General features: G+C 51.3%; 17 protein-coding genes. 7 read left to right on the top strand and 10 right to left on the bottom strand.

Features of this window, described 5'->3' with window-relative positions; all coding sequences use genetic code 11:
• Positions 1 to 40 precede the first annotated feature (40 nt).
• The 4 genes from TH63_RS11030 to TH63_RS11015 all read right to left on the bottom strand — a co-directional run bounded on the left by TH63_RS11030 (position 41) and on the right by TH63_RS11015 (position 2,948).
• Entirely contained in the window at positions 41 to 610 is a 570-nt protein-coding gene (locus TH63_RS11030) for a hypothetical protein (protein WP_048920990.1), read from the bottom strand.
• Positions 611 to 784: 174 nt separating this feature from the next.
• Complete coding sequence (locus tag TH63_RS11025; protein WP_048920989.1) at positions 785 to 1,309, bottom strand: hypothetical protein; 525 nt, start codon at positions 1,307 to 1,309, stop codon at positions 785 to 787.
• A 142-nt stretch (positions 1,310 to 1,451) separates the two neighbouring features.
• Positions 1,452 to 1,895: a hypothetical protein gene (locus TH63_RS11020; RefSeq protein WP_048920988.1), complete on the bottom strand. Its 444-nt coding sequence runs from the start codon at positions 1,893 to 1,895 to the stop codon at positions 1,452 to 1,454.
• Between the two features lie 474 nt (positions 1,896 to 2,369).
• Positions 2,370 to 2,948 (bottom strand): hypothetical protein, encoded by a 579-nt coding sequence (locus tag TH63_RS11015; RefSeq protein ID WP_076606643.1) that lies wholly within the window; start codon positions 2,946 to 2,948, stop codon positions 2,370 to 2,372.
• A gap of 319 nt (positions 2,949 to 3,267) precedes the next feature.
• On the opposite strand from TH63_RS11015, the gene sppA reads away from it, so the two are divergent.
• Together sppA and TH63_RS11005 are read left to right on the top strand one after the other, a co-directional pair.
• Positions 3,268 to 5,034 (top strand): signal peptide peptidase SppA, encoded by a 1,767-nt coding sequence (gene sppA / locus TH63_RS11010; RefSeq protein ID WP_048920987.1) that lies wholly within the window; start codon positions 3,268 to 3,270, stop codon positions 5,032 to 5,034.
• 188 nt (positions 5,035 to 5,222) lie between these two features.
• On the top strand, positions 5,223 to 6,047 hold the full coding sequence (locus tag TH63_RS11005) for a purine-nucleoside phosphorylase (RefSeq protein WP_048920986.1): 825 nt from the start codon (positions 5,223 to 5,225) through the stop codon (positions 6,045 to 6,047).
• 105 nt (positions 6,048 to 6,152) lie between these two features.
• Here TH63_RS11005 and TH63_RS11000 read toward each other — a convergent pair whose 3' ends face one another.
• The 5 genes from TH63_RS11000 to trxA form a co-directional block, all read right to left on the bottom strand.
• Positions 6,153 to 6,989 carry a DUF4249 domain-containing protein gene (locus TH63_RS11000; protein ID WP_048920985.1) on the bottom strand — a complete coding sequence of 279 codons (837 nt, stop codon included), beginning with the start codon at positions 6,987 to 6,989 and terminating at the stop codon, positions 6,153 to 6,155.
• Positions 6,989 to 9,304, bottom strand: coding sequence for a TonB-dependent receptor (locus TH63_RS10995; protein ID WP_048920984.1), 2,316 nt, complete (start codon positions 9,302 to 9,304; stop codon positions 6,989 to 6,991). The genes TH63_RS11000 and TH63_RS10995 overlap by 1 nt, the downstream gene beginning before the upstream one ends.
• Before the next feature lie 64 nt (positions 9,305 to 9,368).
• Positions 9,369 to 9,683, bottom strand: coding sequence for a hypothetical protein (locus tag TH63_RS10990; RefSeq protein WP_048920983.1), 315 nt, complete (start codon positions 9,681 to 9,683; stop codon positions 9,369 to 9,371).
• A gap of 89 nt (positions 9,684 to 9,772) precedes the next feature.
• Complete coding sequence (locus TH63_RS10985; RefSeq protein WP_197088546.1) at positions 9,773 to 11,638, bottom strand: M61 family metallopeptidase; 1,866 nt, start codon at positions 11,636 to 11,638, stop codon at positions 9,773 to 9,775.
• Between the two features lie 414 nt (positions 11,639 to 12,052).
• The gene (gene trxA, locus TH63_RS10975) at positions 12,053 to 12,361 is read right to left on the bottom strand and encodes a thioredoxin (protein WP_048920981.1); all 309 of its coding nucleotides are present in this window, start codon (positions 12,359 to 12,361) and stop codon (positions 12,053 to 12,055) included.
• Positions 12,362 to 12,550: 189 nt separating this feature from the next.
• On the opposite strand from trxA, the gene TH63_RS10970 reads away from it, so the two are divergent.
• The gene (locus tag TH63_RS10970; protein ID WP_048920980.1) at positions 12,551 to 13,762 is read left to right on the top strand and encodes an alpha/beta hydrolase family protein; all 1,212 of its coding nucleotides are present in this window, start codon (positions 12,551 to 12,553) and stop codon (positions 13,760 to 13,762) included.
• 96 nt (positions 13,763 to 13,858) lie between these two features.
• On the opposite strand, the gene TH63_RS10965 is transcribed toward TH63_RS10970, so the two are convergent.
• Positions 13,859 to 15,082, bottom strand: coding sequence for an MFS transporter (locus TH63_RS10965; RefSeq protein ID WP_048920979.1), 1,224 nt, complete (start codon positions 15,080 to 15,082; stop codon positions 13,859 to 13,861).
• A gap of 164 nt (positions 15,083 to 15,246) precedes the next feature.
• Here TH63_RS10965 and TH63_RS10960 point away from each other — a divergent pair, with 164 nt between their 5' ends.
• From TH63_RS10960 to TH63_RS10945, 4 genes are all read left to right on the top strand, one after another.
• On the top strand, positions 15,247 to 15,555 hold the full coding sequence (locus TH63_RS10960; RefSeq protein WP_048922763.1) for an HNH endonuclease: 309 nt from the start codon (positions 15,247 to 15,249) through the stop codon (positions 15,553 to 15,555).
• A 115-nt stretch (positions 15,556 to 15,670) separates the two neighbouring features.
• The gene (locus tag TH63_RS10955) at positions 15,671 to 16,735 is read left to right on the top strand and encodes a DUF6687 family protein (protein ID WP_048920978.1); all 1,065 of its coding nucleotides are present in this window, start codon (positions 15,671 to 15,673) and stop codon (positions 16,733 to 16,735) included.
• 117 nt (positions 16,736 to 16,852) lie between these two features.
• On the top strand, positions 16,853 to 17,254 hold the full coding sequence (locus tag TH63_RS10950) for a hypothetical protein (RefSeq protein WP_156180545.1): 402 nt from the start codon (positions 16,853 to 16,855) through the stop codon (positions 17,252 to 17,254).
• Positions 17,255 to 17,362: 108 nt separating this feature from the next.
• Positions 17,363 to 18,205 (top strand): universal stress protein, encoded by an 843-nt coding sequence (locus tag TH63_RS10945; protein WP_048920976.1) that lies wholly within the window; start codon positions 17,363 to 17,365, stop codon positions 18,203 to 18,205.
• Positions 18,206 to 18,208: the final 3 nt, after the last annotated feature.

The raw sequence follows: 18,208 nt of genomic DNA, 5'->3' as shown, positions 1-18,208 counted from the left end.
GGTTTTCGAAATTTTACGGCTTTGCTATAAGGAGGCATAGCTACCGCATAGGAGTTTTTGTGGGGTCGTTATTTTTCTCTTTTTGCTCGAGTAAATCCTCTGTAATTCTTTTTACTAATTCGTAATATTCTTTTAAATCTTTTTCTTCAAGTTCACAAGGTCTATACTGTTCTGGAGGGTGATGAGACAAAGCATTTCTAAGTTTTCCCCATTCCAATATTTCATCATAGTCAGATTGTGAAATTCTATAATTTAATTTTTTAATGAAATCTAACTTTGATTTTAAACCTGGAAGCTTTTCTTGATGGAAGAATTCTTGTTTTAAAATGCCTTCGAAAACACCTTGCAATCGCCAAAGGCCAAAATGCCAGAGATAAAGATTTTCAATGTAGTTATAGTATGATATATCGTCAATAGCTTCGTCACCTTCGCCTGTAGATAAGTCTATAAGATTCCCGTCTCCGTCGAATACTTCAAGAGTGTCGATTTTTTGTTGAAGTTGTTTTTTCCTATCTCTAATTACTTCTGTGACTATTTGAAATGTATATTCATAGTCAGAGAGAGAAAGCCCGTAGACGTGCCAGTTAAAATCTTTTAATTCCTTTCTCATCTTATTTATTAATGCACTACAACGTTAATGTTTTTATGAAGCTGTGGCATTTGAAAAATATCAGTTTCAATTAACCAACAAATCAAAATAGCGATATTAAGTTAAAAGCTTAAAGTCCAGCCTTAATTTTATAAAAACACTGTTAGTAGCCGTATTTTGCCGTGATTTAAAGGATTATGAAAGTTGTGTTGACACTTTCATAATCCATTCGGTCCCCCAAACTCTCAACTCATAAGTTAGGAGTTTTTCGATCCTTTCACCTATTGCCCAACTTTCTTCATTTAAATCAATTAAAAAACCATTTTTAAGGGTAATGTCATAAACAAAGAGCGTATCGCCATCAAAATCAATAATCTTTTCAAATGTATCAATAACAAAACTAGCATCTGTTAGGAGATAGAAGCTGTCTAAATATCTATTTGTTGAAAAATAAGCCGACATTTCTAGCAAACAGGGCTTTAAAGCAGTCAAGATTTGTTTAATGTAATTACTCTCTCCGGTTGGTTTTGCAATTACTAGAACTGACTGGTAAAAATTCCTTTTTGATATTTCAGATTTGAGTATTTCAGTTTGTTCAACAGATAGTACTTCAGTCTCGTCAAAGCATCGGTTTGATATTTTTGCTAGTTCATTTAAGAATTCTGGTAACTTTCTTTTTCGGTCAGCTTTTTTCCTTAGAAATTGAATTCTCTCCTCCATTTTAAGATTTAAACGGTTTGACAGTATGGCTGCTAACGATTTGTAGCTTAGTGAAGGGCGGGTTTTTTAGTACTAAAGTTCATACAAAGTAAAAACGCTCAGCCTTGCACTAGCCTTAATTCGAAGCAAGTAAGCCCGCCTTTTACCAAGCCGTTGTTATGCGTTCGTTATTTTTTTTTCTTGTTACTTTCCATTTTTTAAATCCTCCGATTAGATATAGTAATCCAATTGCCAATGCGACAAATGAATATGCTATTTCTGTTGTCGAGTGTTTGCTTCGCGTTGTTTCATAGATTAATTCTCCAAGTCCACGGAATATATAAATACCCCCAATTAAAAATATTACGGGCTTTAGGAACGGCATTTTGGGGAGTTTATCGTCGGCTAACAGTCCATAAAGGCCAAAAACGAAAAATACTAAAGCAACAACAATTGTTAGTAAATATGGAAATGATGAATGGATTTCTGAAAGTTCATTCATTTGTTTACTAATACCAAATAACTTAAACACTTGAACCATCCAAATCAGTCCGATAAGATGTACAAATGCAATTAATAAGTTTATGTATCCGCCTAGTTTCAGCATAAATAGTTTAAAAACCTGTTTTTAGATAATCTTCATATATTTCGGAATTTAATTGAATCAGTTTAAGATTCTTATTCATTCACATTAATGCATAGATGAAATTGACTGAAAATTGTCATAAAATTTACCTTCAAAGCAGGCGCTTACAATTATTTGGCGTTGAATCTATATAATGAAGCATAACTAGCTGCTAAACGGAGTTATTCGGTTTAGCCAGCCACCATTGGTCGGCTAAACGTAACTGCACTGCCGAATATACTATATAGTTTTCCTAAAATGCGTTACTGACTTCAAGCTTATTTCCGGCCTTGTTTTAGAATACAAGGCTCAAAGTAGCCTTAACATCATCAAGGATTTACTCCCAAAACCTAAGTCGGTCCGGGAAGAAACTAGTCGGGAAGTTTGCCTCATTAAAGGGTAGAAGCCCTAAGTAGGAACCTAGTCTTTCTCTCATTTACTCAATCATTCAATCTCTCAATCCTTCAGCCAATAGCGCACGCCAAAGGAAAGGCTCATGATGTTGGGGTAGCCGGGCACGAAGGAGGTGGAGAGGTCGGTGCGGTCAGAGAGGCGGTAGTTGTATTCAAATTCGCCGGCGTACCAGACCATTTTGTATTGCCAGGTGTCATCGGGGTCGCCCCCAAAAAACGAGGTGGAAAGCGTGTAGCCCTCCAAATCAGACCAGTTGCGGCGGTACACCAGCGTGGGGCCCAGCCCACCGTTCATTGAATGGCGACCTATATCAAAAATAACGGCCCGCAGACCAAAATGGGTGAAGCCGGCAAACCGAAGTGCGCAGTCGGCGTACAGGGCCTGAATGGCTTTCACAGAGAATTTGCCCGGCACCAGAAAATGCTCATAGCCTACGCTGCCGCCCACGTTCAACACAAGGTAGCCTTTGCCATCGGGGTTCAGGGGCATGAGTTCTGCGTTGTTGTCTCCCTTTGGGTGCAGCGTGAGCCCGAAGTATTTGAAATTCAGGTTGCGCCGTTGCTGGGCCTGCGTGAGCAGAGCGCCAAAGATGAACAGCAGAAGGCAAATCCATTTTTTCATGTTCTGTAGTATACGGCAAAGGGCCAGTAACAAGGGGGGCGGCTCATTCTGGTTTTGGTTATTACGCCCGGCACCGGCCATTCGGTTACCAGATGGCCTAACTGTTTTAAGCACGATTTTAAGAAAACCGCCCCAAAACAGAAATAGGAAAATTCCAGAACCACCCGCAGACAGAGCCTTTTGCGGTTTCAGGCAAGCAAGATAAATATGTCTTTAACATAATTTACAGGCAAGTTGTAAGTCTTCTTCCTAAATTACGACCAATACACTAGTACCAAAAGCTGAAGCCTTGCCGGTTAAAGTGTGATTTATAATTGATATGCGACAATTCTTAAAGTTTGTATTAGCCACCATAGTAGGGTTATTCCTGTTTATGGGGGTAGGCGTGCTGCTCCTGATAGGGATAGCCGCGGCCTCAGTAGAGGATGAAGTATCCATTGAGGAAGGCTCTGTGCTGGAGATCAAGTTAAGCCAGCCGGTGGTGGAGCGGGCTCCCCGTAGCCCGTTCGCTGACCTGGGCATGAGCGATTTCTTCGGCGAAAGGGGCATTGGCCTGGATGAGATCAAAGCCTCCATCAAAAAAGCAAAAGCCGATGATAACATCAAGGGCATTTTCCTGAATCTTGACATGCTGCAAGCCGGTATGGCCACCGTGGAAGAAATCAGAAACTCATTGATAGATTTCAAGAAATCCAAAAAGTTTGTGGTGGCCTACAGTGAGTTCTCCAGTGAGAAAGCCTATTACCTGGCCTCGGTGGCAGACCGGTTTTATTTGAACCCGCAAGGCGCCATAGAACTGAACGGCTTAAGCTCTGAGGTCATGTTTTTCAAAGGCACCCTGGAGAAGCTGGAACTGCAGCCCTATGTGTTCAAAGTTGGGGAGTACAAGAGCGCCGTTGAGCCGTTTTTGTTAGACAAGATGAGCGACCCCAGCCGGGCGCAAACCACCTCGTTTTTGAACTCGCTCAATGATTTCATGCTGCGCAACATTGCCACCGCCCGCAAGAAAGACTTTGCCGTGGTGAAGAACATCTCAGACTCCATGCTGGTGCACAACGCCAAAGACGCCCTTAAACTGGGCATCGTTTCTCACCTGGGTTACTATGACCAGGCCACCGATTTCATGAAGGCCAGAACCGGCGTCAAAAAAGACAAAGACCTGGAGATGGTGAACCTGGGCACGTACAAAAAAGTAGCTGACCCAGAGAAGAAAAGCGGGTCCTCACGGAACAGAATTGCCGTGATCTACGCCTCCGGCGATATTGTGGGCGGCAAGGGAGATGACAACACCATTGGCGGCAAAGGCATGTCTGAAGCCATCAGAAAAGCGCGCCTGGACAAGAACGTGAAAGCGGTGGTCTTGCGTATAAACTCGCCGGGCGGAAGCTCCCTGGCCTCAGACGTTATCTGGCGCGAGGTGATGCTTACCAAAAAAGTAAAACCCATCATCGCCTCCATGTCAGACGTGGCCGCCTCCGGCGGATATTACATCGCCATGGCCTGTGACACCATTGTGGCGCACCCTACCACCATTACCGGCAGCATTGGCGTGTTCGGGATTCTGGTCAACTCAGAGAACTTCCTCAAAAACAAGCTGGGCATTACCACAGACCGCGTAAACACGGGTAAATTCTCAGATGTGCCTACCATCACCAGGGCCATGACGCCATATGAGAAAATGCACATCCAGCGCGAGGTAGACCGCATCTATGAAGACTTCACCACCAAAGCCGCGCAGTCAAGAAAGATGCCACTGGCCCAACTCAAGAAGCTGGCTTCGGGCCGCGTCTGGTCCGGGATTGAGGCCAAGCAGAACGGTCTGGTAGATGTGTTGGGCGGGATAGACCAAGCCATTGCCATTGCCGCCCGCAAAGCAAAATTAAAAGAAGGCGAGTACCGCTTACGCACTCTGCCAGCCCAGAAAACCTTCATGGAAAACCTGTTCTCAGACACTGAGTCGCAGGTAAGAGTCTATTCTTTGCAGAAGGAGCTGGGGCCGCTGTTGCCATACTACCAACAATACCAGCGGGTTATGCATATGCAGAGCGTGCAGGCCCGTATGCCGTTTGAATTGAACATCCAGTAAGCCTGTTCCCCGTCATTTTACGTCGCAAAAAAGGCTGCCCACGGGTAGCCTTTTTTGCGACGTAAAATGACATATCTCTCTTTTTTTTGGCTTTTTTTTTCCGACCTTGCGCCGTCCCTCGTTCACGTTGTTTTAAGGCCGTTTTCAGAAAATCGGCCCTAAAACAGAAAAATATTTTTTAGCTAAACATGAGTAATACCCTACAAACCCTACAAGAAGCCACCGATTTTATCCGTCAGCAAACCAACCTTTTCCTGCCCGATTTCGGGATCATTCTGGGGACCGGTCTGGGCGCCCTGGTAAAAGACATTGAGATTACCTACAGCCTGGACTACGCAGACATTCCGCATTTCCCGGTTTCTACCGTAGAGAGCCATTCCGGTAAGCTGATCTTCGGGGAACTGGGTGGCCGCCGGGTGGTGGTCATGCAAGGCCGTTTCCACTACTATGAAGGCTACACCATGGAGCAGGTAGTGTTCCCGGTGCGGGTCATGAAACTGCTGGGTATTCAGAAACTCTTTATCTCCAACGCGGCCGGCGGGTTTAAGGAAGATTTTGAGTTGTCTGACCTAATGGTGATCACAGACCATATCAACCTGTTGCCTAACCCGCTTATTGGTAAGAATATAGACGACCTAGGGCCGCGTTTCCCAGACATGAGCGAACCCTATGACCTTGGTCTGGTAGCGCAAGCCCTGGAAATATCAGAGGAGCACGGCCTCAATGCCAAGACCGGCGTGTATGCCAGCGTGACCGGCCCCACCCTGGAGACCCGGGCAGAATACAAGTACATCAATAACATTGGCGCTGATGCCGTGGGCATGAGTACCATCCCCGAAGTAATTGCCTGCGTGCACATGGGCTTGCCCTGCTTTGCCGTCTCTATCATCACTGACCTTTGCTCGCAAGACAAAATCCAGCGTGTGGTCTTGAAAGACATTCTGGAGGCCGCCGCCAAGGCTGAACCTAAAATGACCTTGTTAATCACTGAACTGATCAAGCGGCAGAACTAAGGTTACAGGTTGTTGAAGTTACCTATAAAAAAGCCGGGGCACCTACAAAAGGTGCCCCGGCTTTTTTATAGGCTTTTGGTTTTTCTAACCTCGGCCTTGCAAAGTCTATTTCAGGATAATCTGCCGGGCCTGGTAATTCAAATGGGTGAATACCCCAAAGCCGCCTGCCACGGTGGACTTGATGGTGACCGGCTGGGCAAACGGATTCCCGTTGGCCCGGCGGGCATCTTCCACGCTACTGATAAAATTGTAGTACGGCTCCTCTACATGGAAAAGCTTGATGGTGAGCGTGTCATTGGGTTCAAACCAGTAAGTGGTGGTGTAGGTGATTTTCATGCCATTGCGCAGGCGGTCATTGAGTTCGGCGTCCAGTTGGCTGTCTACGCCGGTGCTGTCTTTCTTGTGGGCCAGCAGGCGGTAAAAGTCCTTGGTGGCCCCGTCATCTTTCCAGCGCACCAACAGGTAGGCCTCCTTGCTTTGGTCCGGCTTGTCATTGAACTTATAGCCAATGCTGTCAAAGGGCACAGGGGCGAGCACGGTGGTTTTGCCGGTTAGGCGCCGTCCCTTTAGGTCGGTGATGAGCAGGGTGAACACATCGCCGGGGACGGCCGTCACAATTCTGCGGTTGTGGTGGGTGTACACTTTTTGGTTGGCCTCATCTACCCACAGGGTGTCCCGCAGCATAACGGGTGGTTCATTGTTTTTGGTGATGGTTACCGTGGCCCCGGCTACCCGAACGGCCTGGGGCTGGTCAAAATACCCGGCAGATTCAGACAAAGCCAGGCGCATGGGCTGGCCGTTCTCCAGGTAACACTCCACCACCATCTGGGCAGGCAGCACCGGCAGTTTGACCTCAATCTCCTGTTCCATGTCGCAGGAGGAAACTGTGCCCATCAGCAGCAGGAACAGTACTTTTGGCCAGGAGAAAAGTTTAGCACCCATCAGAACTTGAAATTATAGGTAATGGACGGAATAACCGGGAACAGGGAAACCTGCTTAGCCACAAACCCCGTGATCTGCTCAGACTCATCATCTTTAAGGGTTTCAAAGTAGACAAAGTACGGGTTACGGCGATTGTACACATTATACACGCTAAAGGTAAGGTCTGAGCTACCGCGCTTTGGCCGCAGTTTATAAACTACCCCAAGGTCCAGGCGGTGGTAATCGGCGAGCCGGAAGGAGTTGCGGTCTGGGTACACGGGAATGATGGTGTAATCCTCGCCGGGCACGTCTTGGTACACAAAGCGCTGCACGGGCAGGGAGTAGGCATTGCCGGTCCCGTACACAAACGTGGCGGTGGCGCTTATGCGCTTGCTCCATTCATGTATGGCTACTACCGAGAGGTCATGGCGGCGGTCAAACCGGGTAGGGAAGGTGCGGCCTTCGTTGATATCCGGGAAGGTGCGGTTGGTCCAGGAAAGGGTGTAGCCTACCCAGCCGGTGGTTTTGCCCTCTTTCTTCTCCACGTAAAATTCCTGGCCGTAACTCTCGCCGCTCCCAAACACAAACTCCTGCTCCAGTTCATTGTTCCCGAAGATCTCGGCCCCGTCTCGCAGGTCCAGCTGCCGGTTCATTTTCTTGTAGTAGGCCTCGGTGCTGAAAAGGTACGTGTCTTTGTAGAGTTTGGTAAGGCCCAGCGCTACCTGGTCAGACCGCTGCGGCTTCACGCCCGGGCTGGAAGGGTACCAGATATCCGTTGGCAGAGAGGCACCCGAGTTAGAAACCAGATGCACGTACTGGAACATGCGGGTGTAGCTGCCTTTCAACGTAAGGGTCTCATTGAACCGGTAACTCAGGGCGGCCCTGGGCTCCAGCCCCAGGAAGTTCTTCCCGTCATTTAAAAACCCCGAAAGCCTGAGGCCATAACTGGCAGTGAGGGAGGGGTTAAACGTCCAGTCATCTGACACATACACGCCGTATTCCTGACCCCGGTAATTGTTACCAGCATTCACGTTCACAGAGCCGTCCTGGCTGTTGGCCTCCAGGCGGCCTACTGTGAAAGAATGGTCGGTAAAGGCAACGCCAAACCGCAGGTGATGCTTCTCTGAAGTGATGTATTCAAAATCTGACTTGAGGCTGAGGTCTGAGATGTTGGAGGTGAGGCTGAACCGGAAAATGTCCAGCTCGTTTTTGATCTCATACTCATAGTTAGAGGCCGAGAAGGTGGTGTTCACGAAGAACCTGGGTGAAAATTGGTGCGCCCAGCGCGCCGACCCTACCCGGTTGCCCCAGTTGAAGTTGAAATTGAAGTTCTCGTCAGCAAACGTGAAGAAGTCACGCCCGTAGTAGCCGCTCAAGAAAATGCGGTCATTAGGACCCAGTTCAAAGGTGGCCTTGGCGTTGAAATCATAGAAGTAATAGTCCGGGATGGGGCTAAAATCAGGGTCATCCTCCTTGGCCTTGTTGATCATGCGGGTGAAAACATCCACGTAGGTGCGGCGGCCCGAGACCAGGAAAGAGGATTTGTCTTTTTTGATAGGGCCTTCCACCGTCAGGCGGGAGGCAATCAAGCCTATACCCCCAGAGACGTCGTATTCCTTGCGGTTGCCCTCGCGCAGCTTCACGTCCAGCACGCTGGAAAGCCTGCCCCCGAACTGCGCCGGGAAACCGCCTTTGTACAGTTCCACGCCCCGCACCGCGTCTGGGTTGAAGACACTGAAAAACCCAAACAAGTGGCTGGGGTTGTAGACCAGGGCATCATCCAGGAGCACCAGGTTCTGGTCAGAGCTACCGCCGCGCACAAAGAGGCCGCTGCTGCCCTCGCCACCGCTCTGGATACCGGGTTTCAGCTGCAGGGTCTTAATGATGTCTACCTCGCCAAACAGGGCCGGCAACAATTTGGCCTCTCGGCTGGAGAGGGTTTCCATGCTCATCTGAGGCGTGGAGAGCCGCTCCTGAAATGAGTTGCGCTCTGACTCCACCACTACCTCTGAGATGGTGGTAGATGATTCCAACAGCTCAATATCCAGGCGGGTATTACTGCTTAAGGTAAGTTCACGGGTTTGGGTCTGGAAGCCCAGGTAAGAGAATTGTATTCTGTAGGTGCCCGGAAGCACTGAAAGGGCATAGTTGCCGTTCACGTTGGTCTCTACCCCCGTGGTGGTGCCTTCAATGGTGACGGCTGCCCCAATCAGGGTCTCGCCGGTAGCCCCAGATCTTAGCGTACCGCTCAGGGTCACTCGGTCCTGAGCCCTAAGAGCGGAACCCAGGCAAAGAAGCACTAGAATACTGAGCACAAGGCGCAAGGCAAAAGACATAGAATAGGGTAGGGGCTTACAAGACCTGCGTGTCACGTACGGGCAGTCATCCAAAAGATAACGCCTAACCCGCTGATATGTTTTCAACTGCTTCAGGGGAGAGCAATTGCGCCACGGCGTCAAACCCCTCCGTTGGGAAAAGCTCTGCATACAGCCGGGTAATAGCAAATAAATGCTGACGTACCTTAGACGGTTTCGGGAAATCTCCTGCCAGCGCATCCTGCGCCAGGTGCAGGGAAAGGTCTGCCAGCAGCAGTCGGCGTTTCTCCAGGTATTCCGGGGTGCCGGGGTAAACGGGCGCCGTAGGATAAGAAGCTTCTACGGCAGAGTGGGTTTTGTCTATGTGGGCCAGTAGATGTTGGCGAATGTCTGCGTTCATGGAGTAAAGATATCTAAAAAAGCCCTTTCTATTTCAGGCCTGTTTTCATGAAAACAGGCCTGAAATAGAAAGGGCTAAAGGGTAGTGGCTTAGAGGGTTGAATACAGCCAGGCCTGGCGTAAGGCCTTCTGGGCCTCAGTGGCATTGGGGTCTAGGGTGAGCAAATGAGACACGTTTTCCTCTGAGGGAACCAGTTTGGCTTTTAGTTCTACTGGCTTCACCGTGCCGTTGGCGTCTTTGCGGCCTACCACAATGGTTAGGTGGCTGCCTTCTTTTCCGTTTACCACGTGTTTGTTGATCAGGTCCTGCGCGTTCCGGAGGGTGAGGTCCTCGCCGTTGATCTGCCACAACTGGTCGCCGGCCTTGTAGCCCATCTGCTTGCCAAAGGAGGTCAGGTTCTCCACGCTGGCAATCACCAGGTGGCCCGAGGCCTGGTCATACCCAATAGTAGGCCTGCCCAGCGAGATGCGTTTCTGCACCCCGGCCGGTTGGTAGGTGATGCCTACTTTCCTGAAAATATCGGCATAGGGTATTTTCTGGGTGCCTTCTACGTACTGCCTGAAAAAATCCCGGATCTCTGGGTAGGTGAGGGCCGTGATCTTGTCAAACAGTTCTTCGTCCTTAAAGCTTTTGTCTTTGCCGTAGGTCTGGCTCAGGTCTTTCATCAGGTTCCGGATGCCGTATTTGCCTCCTGAAAGCTCCCGCAGGCGGATGTCCAAGGCCATGCCAATGAGGGCGCCTTTCTGGTACACGTTGCCGTATTCCTTCTCGTATTTGTCCAGGGCGCCCAGGCTGAGCTCCGTAAAGGCCAGGCCGTCATTGTACTGCTGCTGCGAGGCGATGATCTTAGAGCGCATCTCTTCCAAAAAGGCCGGCAACTCAATCAATTTCTGGTTTATCTGCACGTGGTGGGCAAAATATTCGGTTACCCCTTCATACAGCCACAGGTGCTTAGACATCTTGGGGTGACTGAAATCAAAGTTTCCAATCTCCTCTGAGTGGATGTTGAGCGGGGTGACGATGTGGAAGAACTCGTGCGCCGAGATGTTGCGCACCTGGTCAGCGAGCATGGGCGGTGGCATCTCAGGGAAATAGTACACAGACGAGTAGGAGTGCTCCAGCGCGCCATAGGCCCCGGTGCGGTTCTGCTTGTTGTCAATGTAGATCAGGAAGGCGTATTTGTCTACGGGCAGGGTGCCGCCCAGGTAGTTTTTCTGCGCCTCCAGAATGGTTTTCACGTTCTGGGCCAGGTCTTTTGACCGCTGGCCGCCACCGGCAGCGTAAGTGGCAATAAGCACATCGGCGTTGCCCACCTTGAGCATGGCCGTGTCTGGCTTGCTATAGAGCATAGGCGCGTCTACCAGGTCATTGTAGTTGTGCAGCTGGTACACGTCTGAGGTAGGGGTGGTGGTGCTGGCCCGCAAAGGGGTGGCGCCGTAAAAGTCCTGGGGCTTGAAGATGGTGATCTGGTAAGGCTCTTTGGAACGGTTGGCAAAATACCCGAAGAAGCCGTGCGTGTTGATCAAAAACACCTTGCCTTCCTCAATGTCCGTGGCGGCCGGTTCAAACACAATATCATCCTTGCGCGGAGTGTCCCAGGTATCATCTACCATGTAAGTGATGAGGGCAAGCTTTTTGGCCTTGCTGATCTTCCAGCTGTTCTGGTCCAGGCGCTCCACCTTCAGTTTTTTACCCTTCTTGTCAAAGGCGCTGAAGTCTGAGACGAACTTCCCGAAATCATAGACGGCATAGGTGCCCGGTACCATTTTAGGCATATGGTAGATGGCCTCATCCTCCTTCATCGCCGGGGTCACCAAAGACACCTTGAGCTTATCATCCTTTACCTGGTTCAGGTCCAGGGAGAACCGGTAAGAAGCGGAGGCATTGTCTTGGGCCAGCAGGGGGGAATGCAGGAGAGCGGCAAAAGCCAAGGCCGCCAGGGATCTTTTAAGCATAGTGTCTTTTAATATCTGAGAATGCTAATAAAACGAAAGTTATCGGGTTTAGGTACTTACTCAAGGGAGAATCCTTCCCCTGCCCAATTCAGGTACAGGCCCTCACTGCCTTGTTTGTCGGGAGGGAGGCCGAAAAATTACATCAAGAAGAAGAGAAAGGGGGAAACTCTTGAGCGACAGCTAATAGAAACATTTAAAGAAAGCGCCCTTTTTGGGGGAGTGGTTATGCCTTTGGCAACCACGTGAGGCGGGCATAAAACCAATCAATGAAGCACCTGGAGAGAGGCAGTGTGAGCTTAAAGCGCAGCCTTATAGTATCTTAGGTCTTCTGGCGCCCGGCCTGTCAAAACGGTGCAGCAGAAAAAAACATTTCCGTTTTGGGCCTGTTTTCCTAAAAACAGGCCCAAAACGCCTTTAAGGCAAATGTTGCTGAACTACCTGGCTTAGCTGGTTGGCCGGTACCACGCCAGACTGTCGCCAGAGCTGTTTGCCTTGGTGAAAGAGCAGGAGCGTGGGAATGCCCTGCACCCTGTACTGCTGCGCCACCGCCTGGTTCTTGTCAACGTCTATCTTGATCACCTTCAGTTTCCCTTCAAACTGCTCGGCCACCTGCTTTAAAATAGGAGACATGGTTTTGCAGGGGCCGCACCAGTCGGCGTAAAAGTCCACGAGCACCGGCATGCCCGGGCTGTTGATGAGTTCCTGGAAAGATTTCTTAGGCATGGTTTTTCCTTGTAAGGTTACAGAAAGGGTATACGCAGAAAGGAGATTCCAGATGTACCCATGACCCTAGCGAGGGGATTCTGTTTTAGGCCTGTTTTCTGAAAAATAAGCCAAAACCAGGTCCTGGACTGGAACTTTCGGCGCCCATAACCTATTCTATTTATACATCCTCTAATAAACGTTACCGCCTTGAAAACAATCTTATATACCCTTCTGCTGGCCTTTACCACCTGGTGCTCTGCGTGCAATGACACCCAAGTGCTGGAAGACCAGCAAGTACAGCAAGCACCCAAGGAAACCCTGGTTTCCGCCGAGAAACTGACCACTATCCCGGCTGCAGGACTCAAAGAAATTGCCGTTTCCAACGGGCAGGGAGACCTGGCCGCGCTGGTGAAGTATGACGTGGAGGTATACCGCATGATCTACCTCACGCAGTACAACGGCAAGGAAGTAAGGGCCTCGGGCCTGATGGTAGTACCCTTGAAACTGCCTGGCCCGGCGCCTATCCTCAGTGCCCACCACGGCACCACCTTTGACCAGAAATATGCACCCAGCAATTTCCAGCTCAGCTCCTTCACCGGTTTTGAGGCCTTCGGCGCCGCCGGCTACCTGACCCTGGTGCCAGATTTCCTGGGCTACGGCGAGTCCAAGCAGATTCTGCACCCGTACTATGATGCCAAGCACTCCGGCACGGTGGTATTGGACATGATCAAGGCGGGCCAAGACTTCTTCAAGAAAAACAACATAAAGACGTCTGGGCAGTTGTTTCTGGCCGGCTATTCTGAAGGCGGTTACGTGACCCTGGCGGCCAAAAAGGAAATAGAGGAGAACCCCGGGCACGGGCTTACGGTAACGGCCTCTGGCGCCGGGGCCGGGGGCTATGACCTGGAAGGCATGATGGCGCGCGTTATCTCCGGCGGGTCTTATGATTACCCGGCTAACCTGGCGTTTCTCCTGCAAGCCTACAACCGTACCTACAGCTGGAACCGTCCGCTCACAGATTTCTTCCAGGAACCTTACGCCACCCGTATTCAGGAACTGATAGACGGCACCCGCACCAGCAGTTCCATCAACAGCGCCCTGGCCAAAAATCCGGCGGAACTGTTCAACCCTACCTTTCTGGCAGGCCTGCGCGGCGACGGGGAACTGGCCCTGAAGGCGGCCTTGAAGCGCAACAGCCTCAAAAACTGGGTGCCCAAAGGAGCAGCCAGACTGTACCACGGCACCGCCGATACCATGGTGCCCTATGAAAACTCAAAGGTGACCTATGAAGCCATGAAAGCGGCCGGGGCCCCAGACCTGAAGCTGGTTTCTATTTCGGGCGGGACCCACTTCAGCACCCTGGAGCCCATGATCAAGGATCTCATTCCCTGGATTGAGTCCTTGAAAAAACAGAACTAGGACAGGTATTAAAACGGAAAGGCCCGGACTCTACGCAAGAGTCCGGGCCTTTCCGTTTTGGGCCTGTTTTTCAGGAAAACAGGCCCAAAACAGCCATCAACTTACCTGCCTGAGCTTGGTGACCACCCACATAGACAGCAGCGTGAACACAGTAGCTATGATACCCACGGTGCCAAAGCCTTGTAACTCCTGGGAGCCCGGAGCGGTGGTGATGATTAGGCCCGAGAAAAAGGCGGCCAGGCCCGAGGCCAGCTGCTGCACCGAGGAGTTCACGCTCATAAACGAACCGCGCAAGCGGGGCTCAATGCTGGAGGTGATCAAGGACATGGCCGGCACAAAACGGGCCCCGAAGAAGATAAAGAAAAACGTGGTCACCACAAACGCCTGCCAGTGCGCCACCCGGGGCAAATGGGTTACCAGCAGAATAGGGATAATAGACAGTAGGGCCGCCACCATGAACACTTTGCCCTTGCCATATTTATCGGCTAACCTTCCGGCCCACTGGGAGGTTACCACCGTGGCCAGACCGCCAAAGAGATAGATGTAGCTGAGCTCGGCCTCTTCAAAGCCCACGTTGGCCACCATGTAGGGGCTCAGGAACGGCACCACCGTAAAGCCTGCCATAGACAGCACCACCATCAGCCCGAAGGCCCAGAGGCTGTTGGACTGGGAAAAAATGGTGAGCAACACCTTGCCTGGGTGCTGGGGCACGTGGTGCAACAGGTGTTGCCGCATGGACGGCAGCATGCGCCAGGCCAGGCCCAGCACTAACACGCTCAGCCCGGTGAGCAGGTAAAACGGCGCGTGCCAGCTGGCGTGGCTGGCCAGGTACAAGCCCACCGGAATACCGCCAATGGAGGCAATGGAAAAAGCCGCCATCACCTTACCGGTAGCCGCGCCCCGACGTTCCTCCGGGATAGAGTCGCCTATAATGGCCAGTACCAGAGCGCCTAACACGCCGCCAAAGGCCCCGGCCAGAATGCGGGCAATTAACAGAAAACTGAAGGTAGGGGCCAGGGCACAGGCCAGGGTGCCCAGCGTAAAGCCCAGGTATAGGCCCAGCAGGGCATTCTTGCGGTCAAACCGGTCAATGAAAAAGGCGCTCAGCAGGCCGGAGGCCGCGGCACTAAAGGTGTAGGCAGACACCAGCAGGCCAAACTCCTTCGGGCTTATCTGGAACACGCGCATGAGCTGCGGGCCCAGGGGCATCATGATCACAAAATCCATGATGTGCGTAAACTGGATGGCCGCCAGAATAAACAGCAGCCAGCTTTCCCGTAGGGCCGGAGCGGGAGAGGAAACAGAAGAAGAAAGTGACATGTAAAAGCGGAAGGTAAATAACGTGGAAGTGAAAAAATAATACGTGGGCGAATCTCATTGGTTCCTGGCCCGTTACAACTTTTCGGGACGAAGGTAAGGGTTTGCGGCAGAAAACCTGGCAGTGGTATGCCGCCAGAAACTGCCCACTCCTCATTGGCAAGTGTATGGCAAAAAAGGTACGGAAGAAAATAGAAAGCGCAGACCCGGTCTGCTCCCTCTGTGAGCGCGAAGTGGGCTTTACCTCCCTGCACCATCTCATCCCCAGGGAAGAGGGCGGCAAGCATGGCCCCACCGTTCCCTTGTGCCAGCCCTGCCATAGCACCGTGCACCTCACTTACAGCAACAAAGAACTGGCGGTCCTCTACCATTCCATTCAGGCGCTCCGCAATGCGGAAGGCCTGCAGAAGTACCTCAACTGGGTCCGCACCAAGCGGTTAGACAAGATCACCAACCGGCGGGGCAAAAGAAAATAGCCCGTTGTTTGCGTTTCTGGCCTGTTTTCTGGAGAATAGCCCTAAAATAGAAAGGCAGGAAGAAAACAGGGGCCTGCGCTTGGCCTTTTGGTATCCACCCTTTGCACGCCATCCCATGGAATTCACCTATTTACCTTTCCCTCAGATTAAGCAGACGCCCGCGGTGGTGGTAGACAGCTTTCACCCCAATGGCCTGGTGCTTTCCCACTGGCGCGAGGCCCCCACGCCGCCTGCCCTGCGCGAAGACACGAGCGCCGGCATGGTGCTGCAGGCCCTCCGGCAACCATGGCCCTCCCTTAAGTCTTACCGCTGCGTTACTGCCAACCACTTTGACATTGACGCGCTGGTAGGCATCTGGGCTCTCCTGAACCCCGCGCTGGCCCTGGAACACGAGCAGACCCTGCGGCAAATGGCCATCATCGGGGACTTTAGGGAGCTGGACCTACGCCATCTTTCGGCAGAGACGGCCTTGCAGTTGGTGTGCTGGATCAACCAGGAAGAGAAAAGCCGCTTTTACCCGCCCTTCGGGGCCGGGGATCTGGAAGAAAACGAAGTAGTGGCCTCTATTCCAAAGTTCACCTATTTCCTGGAGGCCTTTACGCCCGTGCTGCTCCAGCCGGCCTTGTTTGAAAGCGTCTGGCGGACCGAGTACGAGCAGGTACTGGCGGGGTATGCCCAGATACATGGCCCGCAAACCCAGATAGTACAAAATGATAGCCTGGGTCTTGTGGTGGTGCAAACTCCGGAGCCGGTCCATTATTATGCTTTGTTTAGTGCCACTGCCGGCTATGACCTGGTGCTGTCTTGTTACGCCGGAAACCGCTATGAGCTGGAATGTAAGTACACCACCTGGGTAGACCTGGAATCTAGGCCCACGTTGCCCCGGCCTGACCTTCGGCCGCTGGCCCGGAGGCTGAATGCCCACGAAGCCTCTGGTTTGCATTGGGTAGCGGACGTTCTCACAGATACGGGTCCCATCCTTCGGTTGCAGGACCAGAAACTAAGCAAGGCCCAGCGGTATGGCAACCCCACAGACCGGCCCATCTATCCTTCCTCTCTGGAACCAGATGCTTTTATCAAGCTAGTGGTAGGGTATTTGGATAGTGCATTTTCAGGGGTTTCGGCTAAAAAACGGTGGACCTGGCAGGAAATTAAGCAGATTGCCGGAAAAGTACAATAGATACTTGCCGCCGTATAGCAATAAGTTTCGTTATCTGGTTAACTTTAAAATAGGTTACGCATTGCCTTTGGCTCCCTCAACTCAGATAATGTGACCTTCAGAATCATAGATACTGGTATGGTTACAATTGCACGCAACCCGTTTTATCAGCTAAGAGTAGAGGAGACGGAAAACAGGCTCTATATTATTATCAAGGGGGCCTGGGACACTCAGCAGGAACTAAGCCATTATGCGGGCCATATCAAAGAGGCCCTGGCCATCTTACACCCGGGCTTTTCCATTTTATGTGATATGCGGGAAATGGGAGAGTGTTCTGCTGCGGTGCAGGAAATATTCCTGAACGTGCAGCGCATGATCATGGCTGCCGGCGTAGACCAGATTGCCGAAGTGCACACCCTCCATAACCCGGGCAGCGAGATGGCCATTGAGCTGGCCAAGGAAAGCAAAATTCCATTAAACATCTTTGACTCCCCAGAGGATGCCCTGGCCTGGCTGTCTGACCTGCCCACCCAACCCTAGGAAACTACCGGAAAGGCCGCGCGCCGAAATATAACCCAAAGGCAATATTCACGTTGTGTAAGGAACAAGCTTGCCATACCCGTAAGCATGAACTAGCCTTCCACTACTATGAAAAAGATTCTTTGTCCCGTAGATTTTTCAAAGACTTCTAACAAGGCCGCTGAATACGCCGCCCATATAGCCCAGCAGACGGGGGCGTCCCTTACGCTGCTGCACGTGTTGCACCTGCCCATGATGGATACCACGGAGTCGGCGCTTATGGCCAGCCAGGTGCTGGACGAGCAGCGCCGCATGGCCGGCGATAAACTGCAGTCTTTGGGTATGCACCTGCAGAACCTTTTTGGCGAAGGTGGGGCCACGTTTGTAATGGACTCAAAGGTGCAGGAGGCGTTCCTGGCAGATGCCGTGGAGCGGCTGGTAAAAGAAGAAGGCTTTGATTTTGTAGTGCTGGGCACCACCGGCGGCGGCAATACTCTGGAGGAAATCATGATAGGGAGCAACACCGAAAGCGTGATCTCCCAAGTGAAATGCCCCGTGCTGGCTGTTCCGGCCCGGGCTACGTTCCCTCAGATCCACCGCATAGTGTATGCCTCAGATTTTATGGCCGAAGATGCCCGGGCGCTGGCCAAGGTGTTGGAGCTGGCCTCGTTTTTCCAGGCGGAGGTAGAGGTGGTGCATGTCTCTAAGGAAGAAAACGCCCAGAAAGCCCAGGCATTCATGGAAGACCTCAGAAATGAGTTAGGGGGGTATCCGGTGCGTTTCCAGCCTATTATCCATGAGGAAGAAGACACGGGACTAAAAGATTACCTGAGCAGATCCAACAGCAACATGCTGGCCATTCTTAAAAAGCGCCGCAATTTCTTTAAAGACCTGTTTGGCATGAGCCTGGCCGAAAAAATGACGTACCAAACCAAACTGCCGCTGCTGGTGCTGCACGAAGACGCCCTGTAATCC

Source organism: Rufibacter radiotolerans (genome assembly GCF_001078055.1).
GTDB lineage: Bacteria > Bacteroidota > Bacteroidia > Cytophagales > Hymenobacteraceae > Nibribacter > Nibribacter radiotolerans.
This window is presented reverse-complemented; position numbering and strand designations above follow the sequence as displayed.